17 protein-coding genes are annotated in these 13,636 nt (G+C 48.6%); 3 read left to right on the top strand and 14 right to left on the bottom strand.

Annotation, left to right across the window (positions count from 1 at the left end; translation table 11 throughout):
* Window positions 1-5: 5 nt before the first annotated feature.
* The 9 genes from FVF72_RS03555 to FVF72_RS03515 all read right to left on the bottom strand — a co-directional run bounded on the left by FVF72_RS03555 (window position 6) and on the right by FVF72_RS03515 (window position 4,749).
* The gene (locus tag FVF72_RS03555; RefSeq protein WP_010877221.1) at window positions 6-161 is read right to left on the bottom strand and encodes a 50S ribosomal protein L39e; all 156 of its coding nucleotides are present in this window, start codon (window positions 159-161) and stop codon (window positions 6-8) included.
* Window positions 162-764 carry an asparagine synthase-related protein gene (locus FVF72_RS03550; protein ID WP_013295036.1) on the bottom strand — a complete coding sequence of 201 codons (603 nt, stop codon included), beginning with the start codon at window positions 762-764 and terminating at the stop codon, window positions 162-164. It lies immediately after the preceding gene.
* Window positions 761-1,096 (bottom strand): DNA-binding protein, encoded by a 336-nt coding sequence (locus FVF72_RS03545; protein ID WP_013295037.1) that lies wholly within the window; start codon window positions 1,094-1,096, stop codon window positions 761-763. The genes FVF72_RS03550 and FVF72_RS03545 overlap by 4 nt, the downstream gene beginning before the upstream one ends.
* Before the next feature lie 30 nt (window positions 1,097-1,126).
* The gene (locus FVF72_RS03540) at window positions 1,127-1,561 is read right to left on the bottom strand and encodes a 30S ribosomal protein S19e (protein WP_013295038.1); all 435 of its coding nucleotides are present in this window, start codon (window positions 1,559-1,561) and stop codon (window positions 1,127-1,129) included.
* A 10-nt stretch (window positions 1,562-1,571) separates the two neighbouring features.
* Window positions 1,572-1,805, bottom strand: a complete 234-nt coding sequence (locus FVF72_RS03535; protein WP_048901160.1) for a YhbY family RNA-binding protein — start codon at window positions 1,803-1,805, stop codon at window positions 1,572-1,574.
* The gene (gene rnp4 / locus FVF72_RS03530; RefSeq protein WP_013295040.1) at window positions 1,750-2,169 is read right to left on the bottom strand and encodes a ribonuclease P protein component 4; all 420 of its coding nucleotides are present in this window, start codon (window positions 2,167-2,169) and stop codon (window positions 1,750-1,752) included. Before rnp4 ends, FVF72_RS03535 begins: the two co-directional genes overlap by 56 nt.
* A gap of 122 nt (window positions 2,170-2,291) precedes the next feature.
* On the bottom strand, window positions 2,292-2,816 hold the full coding sequence (locus tag FVF72_RS03525) for an adenylate kinase family protein (protein WP_013295041.1): 525 nt from the start codon (window positions 2,814-2,816) through the stop codon (window positions 2,292-2,294).
* The gene (locus FVF72_RS03520) at window positions 2,816-3,592 is read right to left on the bottom strand and encodes a sulfide-dependent adenosine diphosphate thiazole synthase (protein WP_013295042.1); all 777 of its coding nucleotides are present in this window, start codon (window positions 3,590-3,592) and stop codon (window positions 2,816-2,818) included. The genes FVF72_RS03525 and FVF72_RS03520 overlap by 1 nt, the downstream gene beginning before the upstream one ends.
* 62 nt (window positions 3,593-3,654) lie before the next feature.
* Window positions 3,655-4,749, bottom strand: coding sequence for a GTP-binding protein (locus FVF72_RS03515; protein WP_147671982.1), 1,095 nt, complete (start codon window positions 4,747-4,749; stop codon window positions 3,655-3,657).
* A 130-nt stretch (window positions 4,750-4,879) separates the two neighbouring features.
* Here FVF72_RS03515 and FVF72_RS03510 point away from each other — a divergent pair, with 130 nt between their 5' ends.
* Window positions 4,880-5,257: a CBS domain-containing protein gene (locus tag FVF72_RS03510; RefSeq protein ID WP_147671230.1), complete on the top strand. Its 378-nt coding sequence runs from the start codon at window positions 4,880-4,882 to the stop codon at window positions 5,255-5,257.
* A gap of 112 nt (window positions 5,258-5,369) precedes the next feature.
* Here FVF72_RS03510 and FVF72_RS03505 read toward each other — a convergent pair whose 3' ends face one another.
* The 5 genes from FVF72_RS03505 to FVF72_RS03490 form a co-directional block, all read right to left on the bottom strand.
* Complete coding sequence (locus FVF72_RS03505) at window positions 5,370-7,913, bottom strand: dolichyl-diphosphooligosaccharide--protein glycosyltransferase subunit STT3 (protein WP_147671229.1); 2,544 nt, start codon at window positions 7,911-7,913, stop codon at window positions 5,370-5,372.
* Between the two features lie 132 nt (window positions 7,914-8,045).
* A complete protein-coding gene (gene topA, locus FVF72_RS03500; RefSeq protein WP_147671228.1) occupies window positions 8,046-10,181 on the bottom strand; it encodes a DNA topoisomerase I in 2,136 nt (711 codons plus the stop codon).
* Window positions 10,182-10,198: 17 nt separating this feature from the next.
* The gene (locus tag FVF72_RS09250; RefSeq protein WP_171770388.1) at window positions 10,199-10,354 is read right to left on the bottom strand and encodes a hypothetical protein; all 156 of its coding nucleotides are present in this window, start codon (window positions 10,352-10,354) and stop codon (window positions 10,199-10,201) included.
* 10 nt (window positions 10,355-10,364) lie between these two features.
* The gene (gene serB / locus FVF72_RS03495; protein WP_147671227.1) at window positions 10,365-11,840 is read right to left on the bottom strand and encodes a phosphoserine phosphatase SerB; all 1,476 of its coding nucleotides are present in this window, start codon (window positions 11,838-11,840) and stop codon (window positions 10,365-10,367) included.
* Window positions 11,841-11,851: 11 nt separating this feature from the next.
* Window positions 11,852-12,397, bottom strand: coding sequence for a TATA-box-binding protein (locus FVF72_RS03490; RefSeq protein WP_013295048.1), 546 nt, complete (start codon window positions 12,395-12,397; stop codon window positions 11,852-11,854).
* A 257-nt stretch (window positions 12,398-12,654) separates the two neighbouring features.
* Here FVF72_RS03490 and FVF72_RS03485 point away from each other — a divergent pair, with 257 nt between their 5' ends.
* Window positions 12,655-13,050, top strand: a complete 396-nt coding sequence (locus FVF72_RS03485; RefSeq protein ID WP_147671226.1) for a hypothetical protein — start codon at window positions 12,655-12,657, stop codon at window positions 13,048-13,050.
* A 3-nt stretch (window positions 13,051-13,053) separates the two neighbouring features.
* The gene (gene cyaB / locus FVF72_RS03480) at window positions 13,054-13,587 is read left to right on the top strand and encodes a class IV adenylate cyclase (protein ID WP_147671225.1); all 534 of its coding nucleotides are present in this window, start codon (window positions 13,054-13,056) and stop codon (window positions 13,585-13,587) included.
* Window positions 13,588-13,636: the final 49 nt, after the last annotated feature.

The following is a 13,636-nucleotide window of genomic DNA, read 5'->3' as shown; positions in this document are numbered from 1 at the left end:
CCCTCCTACACCTTGAGTTTGGTCCTTCTCCAGTGCCTCATCTTTGGATGGCTTCTGACCCTGTAATTGGTTTTAACCATCACCCATGCGGGCACCCTTCTGTTCTGTCTGTTAGCCTTCGCCATTCTAAGTTTTCTGGCAACATGTTTGTTTCTACTCATTCAGCATCCTCCTTGCTGTGAATCTTTCCAGCCAGTCACCCTGGTCTGGAAGTGAACGGGGAAGAATGTCTCTGATCTGCAGCCCATCTTCTCCATGAGGAGGCGAACCTCAACCTCATAGTCGGAGCTGTTTTCAGGATTACTCTTCTCCCTTTTAAGCGTGAATAACTCTGAAGCGAATCTGTTGATGGTCCTGTGACCAAAACCATCAAGGTTCACGTATTCAACATCCCTACGGTCTTCAAGGCTCTGTATTTCATTTCTTGTAAGCTTGGGGGTCCTGTCGTCACGTCGCGTTCCATCAGCAACCAGATCGTACTCAACTGCAGCGGCCTCAACGGCGCTTCTGTGTATATGCATTATACCGTTATTGGGGAACCCATCATTTATTATCATTTCAGTGGCTTCCCTGAGCACATCCCCACTGAGTTCAAGGACCCTGTGTTTAAAGCCCAGGGCATCTGCCGCCATGGATGCGGGCCTCCAGGAATCATAGACACCAAAGTTCACAGTTACAAGTTCAGCCTGGATCCCCATCCTCTGGAGCATCACAGCCATCAGTGAGCTGTCCTTACCACCACTGTAGAGTACGCATGCATTCATTTTCTACTGATCTTTATCTCCCTTTTTTTGCCAGAAACTCTCTTGAGCAACTCCTTGAGCTGTTCGTCTGTTATCTTTGACCTCACACGACCCATCTGGGCCAGCTGTATCAGCTGGAGTTCTATCTGCTCAACGAATTCTGGCCTTGTAAGCCTCAGATTCGCAAGACGGCTGCGGGCTTCAGGGGTGAGTATCTGCATCATTATCTGTTTCTTCTGCATTTCAAGCTGCTGACGCATCTGCTCCTGGGCTTCAGTTTCCATTGCCTGCTGCTGTGCCCTCTGCTGGAGTTCCAGCATTTTTTTGCGACGTATTTCTTCGAGGTCTGTCAATTAGAAAACCTCCCAGGCCCCTTCAGGTTTTCAGTAATTTTCAAGGCCTTCAACTTCTTTTTTTACTTCAGCAGCAGCCTTATCCAGGAATGAACGGCCTTCAGGTGTTATGACTCTCCCACCATCCTCCTTTGTTATGAGGCCTGATTCCTCAAGCTGCTGAAGGGCTCTCCTTATTATCGCACCGCTTCCCCTTCTGAACCTTTCTGGACGTGAACCCCTATCCTTTTTACCACCGTAGTGGGTTCTGAGGCTGTTAACACCCACGGGCCCGTCGATATAGACCCTCCTCAGAAGGGCAGCTGCCCTCACATACCACCAGTCAGGGTTCTCGGGCCTTCTTTCCTTGTGGACACCTGTCTTGACAAAGTTAACCCACTCAGGGGATTTAACCTTACCATCCTTAAGGTCCTCGGCAACCTTATTTATAAGCAGATCTGCTGGCACATCATAAACTGTAGTCATATTTATCCTCCTAAGATCTTTTTTTGAAAATTATTGCCACATTTCCTCTTAAATCTATGAGCTCAGAATTTGTTTTTTCAACTATCTCGGTAATATAGCTTTCTTTTTCTGAGGCCACTGTCCTGGCAAATCTTACCTTTATAAGTTCATTTGCCTTTAACTGCCTCCTGACCTCTTCAATGAGACTTTCAGTCACCCCGGCCTTTCCCACGTTTATTGTGAGCGCCGAAAGTGACCGGCTCATCAGCTCCTTTTTTGATGGTGTGAGACTCAATTTTATTTCTCCTTTTCTCCTTTTTTTCCTGAATGTAGGGGAATCTCATGATGTGACCGCACTCATGACACCTAAAATTAACCTTCCCACCGGATATCCTGACGGTGCAGTTTGAACCTGGTTTGAGGAAGCTGTAACACCTCCTGCAGAACCTCCTTCTCCACTCTCTGGGAATCCTTACACGGTACTTCATGGATATGTTTCTTGCAAGTTCGGTGTACCTGTGCGATCTCCCCGGGTTGGCTGCAAATTCACGGTCAGCCATTCTGAAGAGGATGTCTATTCTCTCACGGGCAATCTTCAGCATCCATCCGGGTCTCTTTCCTCTCCTCAAGGTTTAACCTCTCACAACGGAATAGAACATCCCTGATCTTGCACATTAAGATGGTGTTGTAACTTAAGCACAAGAAGAATATTATAAGTGGTTTGTGTTTCCATATTTAAAAAGCTTTTCCATCAACCAAGGAGCCATCCTGAGAAGTCAACCCCACCCGGCGGGCACACCCTGGAACCACTTATAATATCCATAATGATCTCTGCAACCTCCCTGGCTGATCTGCCGGTTGTATCAACCTCATGGACCCTATCACCATGGATCTCAACAGCCTCCACCAGGCAGACGTCCAGGGCCTCGGCCTCAAGGTTTTCAGCGATCTTCTCCTCAGGGTAACCCCTTGCCTTAAGGCGCCCCTCAAGGATTTTGGGGTGGAGCCTCAGCACTATCACCATACTGCAGCAGCTGCAGAGGTGGGAGAGGTGACCCTCGAGTATGGCACCGTCACCCTCAAGGCCCTTAACGTGGCTGCAGAGGGATTCAATGTCCACCTCAAGGTAACCACGGTCAGGGTTCCTTCCAAGGATGAAACCCTCCTCCAGCGCAAGTTCACCCACAGAAAGGACCCTGAAACCGGAATCCCTGAGAATTTCAGCCACTGTACTCTTACCAACACCGGGGGTGCCTGTTATGCAGATGGGCCTCATTATTTCAGCTTTTCAATTATCATCTCTGCAACCCTTCTACCTGAGACCAGCATACCCCCAAATATGGGGCCCATACGTGGGGCGCCGTAGACTGCGTTGCTCGCCATACCGGCCACATAGAGGTTGGGGTAAACCTCACGGGTGTTCTCTATGAGGGCGGCCTCACCCACATCTGCCCACATTGACCTCTCACCCTGTATCCTGCCATCAGCTGTGTTGAGTTCAGGGCCTATCTTCCGCTCCACAACCTTCACTATCTCACAGTCATGGCCAGTTGCATCTATAACCGCCCCCGCCCTCACGGTGAGGGGATCAACGTGGAGTCCGGCCATCTCAACAGAGCTCCAGTTAAGCACAAGACCCGTTATGCCCTCATCACGGATCATAACATCCTCTATGCTCATGAGGTTGAATATCTTGAGTCCTGCCTGGCATGCCCTTGAGCAGAGGGTTGATGTTGCCTCAACAGAGTCTGCAACGTGGTATCCCTCATCATAGGGTCTTGACCTTACACCGAACTCATCCAGGATCTCCTTACCCTCATCCTGGACAACGATCTTGTTGAACATCATACCGCCTCCCCACATACCCCCACCTATGGAGAGTTTTCTCTCAAACAGGGCAACCTTCAGGCCCGCCCTTGCAAGGTAGTAACCTGCTGTAAGTCCGGAGGGTCCCCCTCCACCAATCGCAACGTCCATGTCCATGTAGTCCAGGAGTTCCTCCATGTATCCTTCAACAATGGCTCTTGAAATTTTTATATCATCAAGTTTCATCTTCACACCTTCAAATGATATGTGTTCATGATACACATTTTAATTGTTCCCCGGATGGGAGTTCACTTCTTTATGATGATCCTCAGCACATCCTCATCGTTGAGGACATGGTCGATTCCGACCTTCTGACCGTCAAATTTAACCGAGCTGCCCCAGACCCTGGCGTGCCGGAATTTACGGACAAAGTCTCTGTGGAGTTTCTGACACACGTCACCAACGGTTGAACCCTCTTTAATTATTAAAGGCTCACTGTAGTCTGCCTTCTGTCCCTGTGGCTTCATGTATATCCTTATAAGCCCAAGGCGGTTAAATATTTCCTCCCTGAGCTCGTCAATGTTCAGGTTCCTGTCTGCGGATATCAGCAGGGCGTCAGGGAATTCATGCTTTACACGGTTCAGATAGGATTCATCCACAAGGTCTATCTTGTTTATAACTGTGATGGCCGGTATGTAGGCGCGGTTTGCCTCCATAACGTCTATGAACTGGTCAACGGTTATGTCCTCCCTTATGAGTACATCGGCATTGTGGATGCCATACTCATTGAGCACAGAGCGTATGATCCTCTCATCCAGGTGGGTCAGTTCAACGGTTGATGATAGCTTCACACCACCAAGTTTTTTCCTCTTCACGGTCACATCAGGGGGCGTCTCGTTGGGCCTTATGCCAACATCACGAAGTTCACGTAGAATCACATCCATGTGGTCCGTGTTGAAGACATCAAGGACCATGACTATGAGGTCAGCGCTCCTTGCAACCGAAAGTATCTCCCTTCCACGGCCCTTACCCCGGGAGGCGCCGGTTATTATCCCGGGTATGTCGAAGATCTGTATCTGGGCCCCCCGGTACTCCATCACACCGGGCACTATCTCAAGGGTTGTGAACTGGTACTCCCCAACCTTTGACTCTGCATTGGTGAGTTCGTTGAGGAGGGTTGATTTACCGACAGAGGGGAAACCGATGAGTACAACGGTGGAGTCCCCTGATTTTTTTATATGGAATCCCTTCCCCTTCCCTGAGGACGACCTTCGCTGGAGGGCCTCCTCCTTCAGGCGGGAGATCTTTGCCTTCAGTTTCCCTATATGGTGTGCTGTGGCCTTGTTGTAGGGGGTCCTCTGTATCTCCTCTTCTATCTTTTTGATCTTCTCCTCGATATCCATAATACTCACATGAACATTGTTGAAGCGGGGCAAAATCAGTGTAATCATTCAATGTTCTCTAATCCACATTATTAAATATTTTCCCTTATAATTTTATATCATAAGATTCATAATATACCACGGTGATTTTATGAGGGTTGAGGACGTTATGGTTACAGATGTTGACACCATTGACATATCGGCCAGCCTTGAGGATGTTCTCAGGAACTATGTTGAGAACGGCAAGGGTAGCTCGGTTGTTGTCAGGGATGGTGTCAAGGTTGGAATTGTAACCACCTGGGACGTGCTTGAGGCAATTGCCGAGGGGGATGATCTTGGAGAGGTCAAGGTATGGGAGGTCATGGAGAGGGACCTTGTGACAGTCCCGCCCGGGGCAACCCTGAAGGAGGCCGCTGAGAGGATGGTCAAGAACGTTGTCTGGCGCCTCCTGGTTGAGGATGATGACGAGATAATCGGTGTGGTCAGTGCAACAGACATACTCAGAGCCAAGATGGCCAAACGCTACTGAAAAATTAATTTTTCTTCAATCTGAATGACGAATTTATTGTTTAGATTATAAATATGGTTATGTGCTGTTTGAAATTATTTTTCTACTTGTTGATTTGGATTATAAATAATGGTTATGCTGCTGTCCACAGCAGCACACCTGGTTCCTGATGAAGGAACTTGAAGGATGTCTGGTTGAATCCACCCAGCAGGAACAGTTTCGTGAACACCGCGTCTTCCAGTTCCCTGTTCATTATCACAGTTGTGTACTGGTTTCCACTTCCAATGACAATTAAACTGAGCTGGGCGTTGCCGTCCACAATCTCATTCCTGACAAGGAGGTTACCCTCTATTATTATGAGTTTGTGGGGCTTTATCCTCTGAACTGTCCTGTTGTTGCCGATGGCTATCGTTGCATTTGTCGTATTGTCCCTCTTCTCTATGATGGTTCCAACCAGGTTGTCCTCCACCATGGTGTTGACGGTCTGGATCACTGTTGTGTTGTTCACAACCTGGGGCTTTGAACTTCCCAGTGAGGGATAGTAGCCGTACCTTGACCCTGTTTTCTTCCTGAAGTCCCAGGTACCGAAGTATGTCCACCATGGGGCCTTTCCGAGCATGTCAGAGCTGAGTACAAGCACGAAGGGCTTTGGTTTTGATGGGTGTGAGTATCTGAGTACACTGTCAGCCTCCTTCTCTGTGAGGCCGTAGCGTCCCGTCATAACTGCCCTGGCATCATCCCTTGACAGTCCCAGGGTGGATGTCAGTATCTCGGCGGTTTTACCACTGTCGTTTGTGTAGTTGTCGAGGGTTTCATAGGCAAGGTCACCGCTGGAGGATAGCATTGTGAGTATGCCCCTTGAGAGTGTCTCGTTACTGGTTGTCAGCGCCTTACCGATCCAGTAAGCCCTTGGAGTGTTCTGTGAACCGCCGTCGAACGTCACGGGCCTGTCGGCTGCAACAGCAAAGAGGTGGCCGAAGTCCCACCAGGACATGACCACGGTGTCCTTGCTGGTGTTCTTCTTGATCCACTCCATTGATTTCCACATCCCATCATCTGTGCCCGGGGCAACACCTGATGTAAGTGAATGTGCTCCGCTCACAGAGGGGGCCACCACCGCCAGGACAACAAGGGCCATCATGACAGGGGCCCTCACCTCTGGCTTTCTGACCACATATATGAATCCAGCTGCAATCACCCCTGCAAGGAGCTTAACAGCAACTGAGACACCGAAGGGCATTGCAATGGCAATAGCGGCCACAAAGGCAACCAGTGCAATGGAGGATGTTGTCTTAATATTTTCCCTGAGGTATTCAACCAGGAATCCAGTGAATATCCCTGCTGAAAGTCCCAGGGGTATTGCAAAGGTCGGTATAAACCTTGAACCCTTCGTGACAGCGTATCCACTCATCACCAGCCATACAGCCATGAGGACAGCGTATAGGAGATAACGGTGCCTCATTTCACTGTCGGAAGTCCTCTTTTTATTCTGCCTTTTAATGAATTTGCTCTTCTTGCCGGCCTTAAGCTTCCTGTCAGGTTCCTTTACCTGAACCTCTGGCTCCCTGTACTTCCAGAGGAGGGCTCCGACACCGAGTACACCGAGAAGGAATACCAGAAGCCCACCAACACCACCAACAACTGATCCCTGTCCTGGCATGAAGAGGTTCTTTGCCCCGGCCCCTGTGGTTATGAATTCAGGGATCTGCAGCTCTGAAACTGACACATACACGTTGGGGTAGGCTGTTGTCTGGGCCGTTGCCTGTATCTGGGTGGTGCTCACAAGGCCCGTCACGGCACCAGCCAGGCTGGAAAATCCTCCGAATATGCCTATGAGAATCCCGCCACCTAAGAGGAGAACCAGAAGTGGGAATATCTCGCGCTGATGCAGCAGCCAGTCAACCTTACCAGTGAACTCCCTATCTGGTTTCTCACCCAGAACGTACCTTGAGATCACGGAGTAAACTATGATGAAGGCCACCAGAACGGCCAGATAGAATATGTAACCGACCCATGCAGCCGAGAATACAAGCACTGAAACTGCAGCTGCAAGCGCATAGGCTGTTTTCCTTTTCAGATCCACTGCAAGCATGCTCTCTGTGAAGAACCAGAACACCAGCAGTGGAAGAACGAAGTTGAACATGTCGGTGTCAAAGAAACCGGCGTAGGTGTGGGCAACGTAGGTGGGGACCAGCCCAACCACCAGGGCTGCAGCGATGCCCCCGTAGTCATTGGTGATTCTCCTGACGAAGAGGTAGGCAGGGATGACGCAGAGGGAACCTATCAGGGCCCCCATCCAGAAAGCCACCTCCTTGAGGCTGAAGTCTCCAAAGACGTTGGCCACCCTGTAGGCAGCGGAGGTTACGTAAACTATGAGTGGGGGGTAATCAACGGGTCTTCCAGGGGGGTAGTAGGAGTGGAGGTCGTAGGGTTTGCCATCGACAAGGGTATCCCCCATCATGCCCCTGGTGAGGTAATTCATTGTGAGCCTGTAGTTGTAGTAGGAGTCCATCTCACTGAAGTATGGCAGTCCATCCGAGTCCTCATAGAAGTCCTTTGCATCAGCAGGGACCCCTCCAATGTTACTGGCCTCGGCCCTTATATAGAATACGGCTGAGAACAGCACTATAATTATTATGAAGGGCTTCAATTTTTCAAGCAAATTTCTGATATCCATTTAACCGCCTCTTTACCTTCTTGGTAATAAATTCAGGAACTTATGGATGATATATACTCTTTAGTTCAGTAAATACTTATAAACTTTGATCTGTCTACAGGCTGAGGCAGTGTCCCGGCGAAAATTTACCCATCATGCAGCTGGAACATCGTCAACCGAGCAGGTGAAGCGACACTTGGGGAATCCCTTACAGCCCACGAACTCGCCGTAACGCCCTGAACGTTTTATAAGATCGGATCCACACTCAGGACACTTACCAACGATTTCTTCACCCGTGGACTCCTTCTTCCCACACGATGGGTCAAGGCAAGCCCTCTGACGCGGCCTGCCATAGGATATCATTGGAAGGCCACATTTTTCGCAGCGACTTTTAAGTACACTGGCGCCCCTGGGAAGTGAATACACGGTTCTGCAATCAGGGTAGCCTGAACACCCCACAAAGGTGCTTTTATTTCTGGGGGAATATTTTATCACAAGGTTCCTGCCACATGCAGGGCATTCACCCACAACCCTGCTGTCCTGATAGGCTTTATAGAGGTCCCTGCCTATGTCCTTCATGTTCCCCTCAATATCACTGAGTATGGATTTAACCTCATCTATGGCCTCATCCACCACCCTGTCGCGGCTTATCTTCCCCTCCATGATCTCCTCAAGCTCCCTCTCAAACTGCCTTGTGAGTTCCTCACTGGTTATCTTCTCACAGTACTTTGTGAGGGTGTCAATTATGTTCTCACCCAGGGGGCTCACACGTATCTTCTTACCCTCAATGTACTTCCTGTCATAGAGTTTGGCTATTATATCGGCACGGGTTGACTTGGTTCCAAGGCCCCTCTTCTCCAGTTCCCTTATGAGTGAGGCTTCATTGTATCTGGCCGGAGGTTTTGTCTCCTTCTCCAGGGCGGATACTCCCACCACGCCCATAACATCGCCCTCGGATATATCAGGAAAAACATCATCTTCAATGCGGGTGTAGGGGTAGCTATCCATCCATCCCCTCTTGCTCACCCTCTTTCTTGAGAAACTGAACTCCTCTCCTCCTATTTCAAGGCCGACCCTCATTGTCTGTAGAACGGCATCCTCACCGAATACACTGATGAAACGGTGGACGATGAGTTCATAGATCTTTCTTTCATCACTGGAAAGATCTGATGGGAGAAGACCTGTCGGGTGTATTGCAGGGTGTGCATCATCAACCTTTTTACCCTCGTGGGGTTTGAGGGGTTCACTGAGCCCTTCAATGTGCGCACCGAACCGGGGGTCCTCTGAAAGCCTGTCCAGTATCTTACGGTAACCTATGCTTTCAGGGAGTTTCTGGGATGATGTCCTGGGATAGGAGGTGTAACCCTCGGTGTAGAGGTTCTGTGCGATGGTCTGGGTCTTCTTGGGACTGAATCCAAATACACGGTACGCCTCTGACTGGAGTGACCCAAGGTCAAAGGGCACAGGCGGTTTCCTTACTGTGTCCCTTACCTTCACACCTCTGACCGAGGCATCGCCGCCACCACACCTCTCAAGGACCTCATCAACAAGGGGCCTCTGGAATATCTTACCCCTTCTGCTCTCTGCCACGATCCCCGATTCCAGTTCTGCCTGGATTATCCAGTAGGGGACCGGCTCGAATTCCCGTATCTCTTTCTCCCTTTCAACGAGTATCGCAAGGGTGGGGGTCTGAACCCTCCCAGCAGATAATTTAATGAAGCGGTTGGTGGCCTCCTTCACGGATTTCATGAGGGACCTTGAGATGTTAACACCGAATATGAAGTCAAGGATGTGCCTTGCAGCACCACTGTCCACCTGCCCGCAGTCAAGTTCTATGGGGTTCTCATATGCGCTCCTTATCTCCTCCCGTGTGAGGGTTGAGAACTTCATCCTGACGGTTTTCTGGAGCGCGTCCCTGCCGCAACCATATCTGATGGCGTTGAAACCTATGAGCGTCCCCTCTATGTCGTAATCACAGGCATGTATGTAGCGGTCAGCGCCGGCAGCGAACTTTTTTATTACATTGAGGTAATCCTTAACGTAGTTCTTCTTCTTATCAATTTCATGAAGGGGTGCCCATTCAAGGTCAAAGAAGTGCTCTTCTCCGGGTTTACTCGGGCGAAGTGAATAGAGGTGCCCAACCGCTGATACGATGGTCACCTTTTTATCGCCTTCAGAATATTCCCAGTAGGACACCTTTCTGTACTTCTTTCTCTCTGCATCTGGAAAGAGTGCTCCTGCGATCTTCTCTGATGACTTGGGCTTCTCACATATTATAACTTCGTGCATCTTACCACTCAGAACCGTCACCTGTAGAATCCATAGAAGTCACTGCAGTAACTGCACATCGGGTACTTACCGTAATGATAATGGCTTGAGTCATCGGCGTTTATGTTGAACTTCTTATGGCATATGAAGCACACTTCTATCTTTTCTTCGTCTGAGGACTTCCCTTCACACATATATGATCCCCTAAACGATCCTGTGCTTCTGAAGAAGAAGGATTTCATCCTTTGTAAGCTTTTTGCCCTCTTTGAATTTCTCATATATTTCACGGGCCCTCTCCTTCTCCTCAAGATCCCTTTCACGGGTGGCCCTTCTTTTAACGTTTCTATTTTCTGATCTGAGGGCGTTGATCCTTTCGTTTATCCTCTTAATTTTGCCAAGGGTTGACTTGAATTCCTCATGTTTCTCCGAGGCCATCCTGCGGAATTCAAGAAACTTCTCATGGGCCTCATCAGCCTTCTTACGTATCTCGTCTGTCTTTCTGAAGTACTCAAGCATCTCCTCATGATACTTCTGGGCCTCCTCTGAAAGTGAGACCACCTTCTCATGGTATTCCTCTGATTTCTTCCTGAGTTCAAGGGCCTTCTGTCTGGTCTCCTCATCCTCCTGGATCTTCATGAGCTTCTTACGTAGTTCATTGGCGGTCTTGACCAGTTCATTCTCCTTGTTAATGTCAAGGACCCTTGTTTCTATGATCCTATCTATCCTCCGGATCTCGTTCTCTATCTTTATCCTGTCACGCCCACCGGATGACCACTCAAGCTTCTTTATCTCCTGGTTTATCTCGTCCCTGAGCTTCTTGTTCTCTTCAACCTTTGCATTTATCTCATTACGTCTGTCCCTGAGTTCAACAGCCCTGTTGAGGGTTTCACGAAGTTCGGTGTTGAGTTTATCCCTGAGTTCCTTCATTTCACGGGCCTTTTTATTCAGTTCATCCCTTTCAGATGCCAGGCCTGAGAGCTTCTCCTCGTATTCATTTTTAAGGTCCATCACCTCATCGTAGCCGAGTTTATCCAGCTTATCATCCACCTCAGCTATCTCCTCGATTATCGGCAATATTTTCCTGAGATCTCTTCCCTCAACCACGGCGTCAGCCTTCTTCCTGAGTGCAGGCTTTGCATTGAATGCTATCCCCAATCTGGATGCCTTTATCATGGATATGTCGTTGGCGCCATCACCAACAGCAACACATTCGCTGGTGCTTATACCCTCCTTATCGAGGATTTTACAGAGAACATCATACTTCGAGTTTTCCACAAGAGGTCCGCTCACTTCACCGGTCAGCACACCGTCCTCTTCATGGAGCCTGTTGCAGAACAGGTAATCAATACCAAGCTTATCTCTGATGGGTTCGGCCACCAGGTCAAAGCTTCCACTTATAACCGCAACACGGTAACCCTTCTCCTTGAGGGCCCTGATGGTCTCCTCGGCACCCTCCATGAGGGGTAATTCCTCTGCAACTGCCTTTATATCCTCAACCGCTGTTCCCTTGAGGAGTTTCACCCTCTCCCTTATGGAGGATTCAAAGTCAACATCACCCTGCATGGCCTTTTCGGTGATCTCCATTACCTCCTCCTCGACTCCAGCGATCTTTCCTATCTCGTCTATGGCTTCCCCATCAATAATGACATTGTCAAGATCAAAGACTACAAGTTTAATCAAAAATATCACCATTAAATCAGATCTAACTCGGCAAGCCTTGCCTTGGTCTTTTCAACTCCAAGCTTAGCGTCCTCAGCACTCTTGGCACCTGTGCACACAACCTTCCCTGAACCGAAGAGCAGCAGGACAACCTTGGGTTCATCCAGCCTGTAAACAAGGCCAGGGAACTGTTCAGGTTCATATTCAGTGTTCTCAAGTCCCAGGGCAACGGCCTCAAGGTTCAGTGGTTTCCCGAGGTTTGCCGAGGCAACAATGTTCTGGATCTTTATCTCAAATTCCTCAGGTATATCAGGGTCCATGGTCCTCATCATATCAACTGTGAGTTTTATGGCCCTCTTGGAATCCTCAATGGATTTTGCACCCGTACATACCAGTTTACCTGATCCAAAGATCAGAGCAGCAGTTTTAGGCTCCTTTAATTTGTATACAAGACCAGGAAACTGTTCCCGGTTAAAATCAACATTTTCAAGGGCTTCAGCAACTGTCTGAAGATCAATGGATTTCCCAAGGGTTGCAGAAGCAACAATATTTTCTATCTTGATATCCACATCTGTCAACTAGATACCTCCCGGTGAAGTTTAAACCTACATATAAATTTAAATGCACCTATATTAATATTGACGTAAAAAACTAGTTATTATAGATAATAATATATTTAATAATTCAGAGGGTGCATTGAAATCATTCACACCCTTCTGGCTGTTCTCTGTAAAATTGCTCACCCCTTTATAACACAATTTAAATAATTTGATTTTCATAGTGATAGCATATACAGCATTCTTTAGGACCCAGGGTCCTTGCTGGGGGGGATGATGTGGTTATCGATCCGAGAATCTACAAGGAACAGGTTGAGGAACTTGGAGTTGAGGGACTTGAAATAAACCCCTCAAACAGGGAGGAGGCCCTTGAGCTTCTGGGTGAGGTTGAAGGATACATAAAAAACCTTAAGAGGATAAGGTACAATCTCCATATGGACATGAGGATCATCAGAAGGCAGTACCTTGAAAGAATGAGGGACCCTGAGGTGAAGGGAGCCCTGCGCAAGAGAAAGAGCATCCTGGATGAAAGGGATGATATCCTCGGTCCATATGAGGGTGTTGACAGGATCATAGATGCCCTCCTTGAAGAACTTGATGAATCGGCACAGTTTTTAAAGGAATACGCTGGACTTGAGGATACCTCTGTATCCAGTGGTATTGAAGGGTGGTAGAGTTTGATAGAGGTTGAGGTTAAGGCTAAAATTTCCAGTGGAGATGAGGTAAGCGAACGCATAGTATCACTTGGGGGGCGCCATATTTCAGATGAGGAACAGACTGACATATACTTCAATGCCCCCCACAGGGACTTTGCAGAGACCGACGAAGCGCTGAGAATAAGAAAAACAGGTGAAAGGACATTCATAACCTACAAGGGCCCCAAGATTGATGATAGAAGCAAGACCAGAAAGGAACTGGAAGTTGAGGTTGCAGACGCTGAAACAGCAGCAGGGATACTGGAGTCCCTTGGCTTTCGAAGGGTGAGGGAGGTCTTCAAGGAGAGGAGGACCTACTCATTTGAGGATTTCACCCTATCCATTGATACCGTGAGGGGCCTCGGGACCTACCTTGAAATAGAGACGGACCTACCTGATGGCAGTGACTACGGGGATGCCCTCGGCGAGATATTTGAGCTCTACAGAAAACTTGGGGTAAGCGGGGAATTCGAGAGAAAATCCTACCTTGAACTTCTTGAGGCTAAAGGTGAATAGGTGCTTTGGGTCAGGTAGAATCTGGGTAATCTGGGCTTCTTGAGCTGAA

The organism is Methanothermobacter sp. KEPCO-1 (assembly GCF_008033705.1).
Classification (GTDB): Archaea; Methanobacteriota; Methanobacteria; order Methanobacteriales; family Methanothermobacteraceae; genus Methanothermobacter; species Methanothermobacter marburgensis.
Note: the sequence above shows the minus strand (reverse complement) of the source record. Positions and strands in the feature narration are given on the sequence as shown.

Bases quoted from the DNA above. Each gene is read 5' to 3' on its own strand.
- FVF72_RS03550 (WP_013295036.1), bottom strand. From the start codon at position 764: ATGAATGCATGCGTACTCTACAGTGGTGGTAAGGACAGCTCACTGATG.
- FVF72_RS03535 (WP_048901160.1), bottom strand. From the start codon at position 1,805: ATGAGCCGGTCACTTTCGGCGCTCACAATAAACGTGGGAAAGGCCGGG.
- topA (WP_147671228.1), bottom strand. From the start codon at position 10,181: ATGCACGAAGTTATAATATGTGAGAAGCCCAAGTCATCAGAGAAGATC.
- FVF72_RS09250 (WP_171770388.1), bottom strand. From the start codon at position 10,354: ATGTGTGAAGGGAAGTCCTCAGACGAAGAAAAGATAGAAGTGTGCTTC.
- FVF72_RS03520 (WP_013295042.1), bottom strand. From the start codon at position 3,592: ATGAAACTTGATGATATAAAAATTTCAAGAGCCATTGTTGAAGGATAC.
- FVF72_RS03540 (WP_013295038.1), bottom strand. From the start codon at position 1,561: ATGACTACAGTTTATGATGTGCCAGCAGATCTGCTTATAAATAAGGTT.
- FVF72_RS03510 (WP_147671230.1), top strand. From the start codon at position 4,880: ATGAGGGTTGAGGACGTTATGGTTACAGATGTTGACACCATTGACATA.
- FVF72_RS03525 (WP_013295041.1), bottom strand. From the start codon at position 2,816: ATGAGGCCCATCTGCATAACAGGCACCCCCGGTGTTGGTAAGAGTACA.
- FVF72_RS03555 (WP_010877221.1), bottom strand. From the start codon at position 161: ATGAGTAGAAACAAACATGTTGCCAGAAAACTTAGAATGGCGAAGGCT.
- FVF72_RS03505 (WP_147671229.1), bottom strand. From the start codon at position 7,913: ATGGATATCAGAAATTTGCTTGAAAAATTGAAGCCCTTCATAATAATT.
- FVF72_RS03515 (WP_147671982.1), bottom strand. From the start codon at position 4,749: ATGGATATCGAGGAGAAGATCAAAAAGATAGAAGAGGAGATACAGAGG.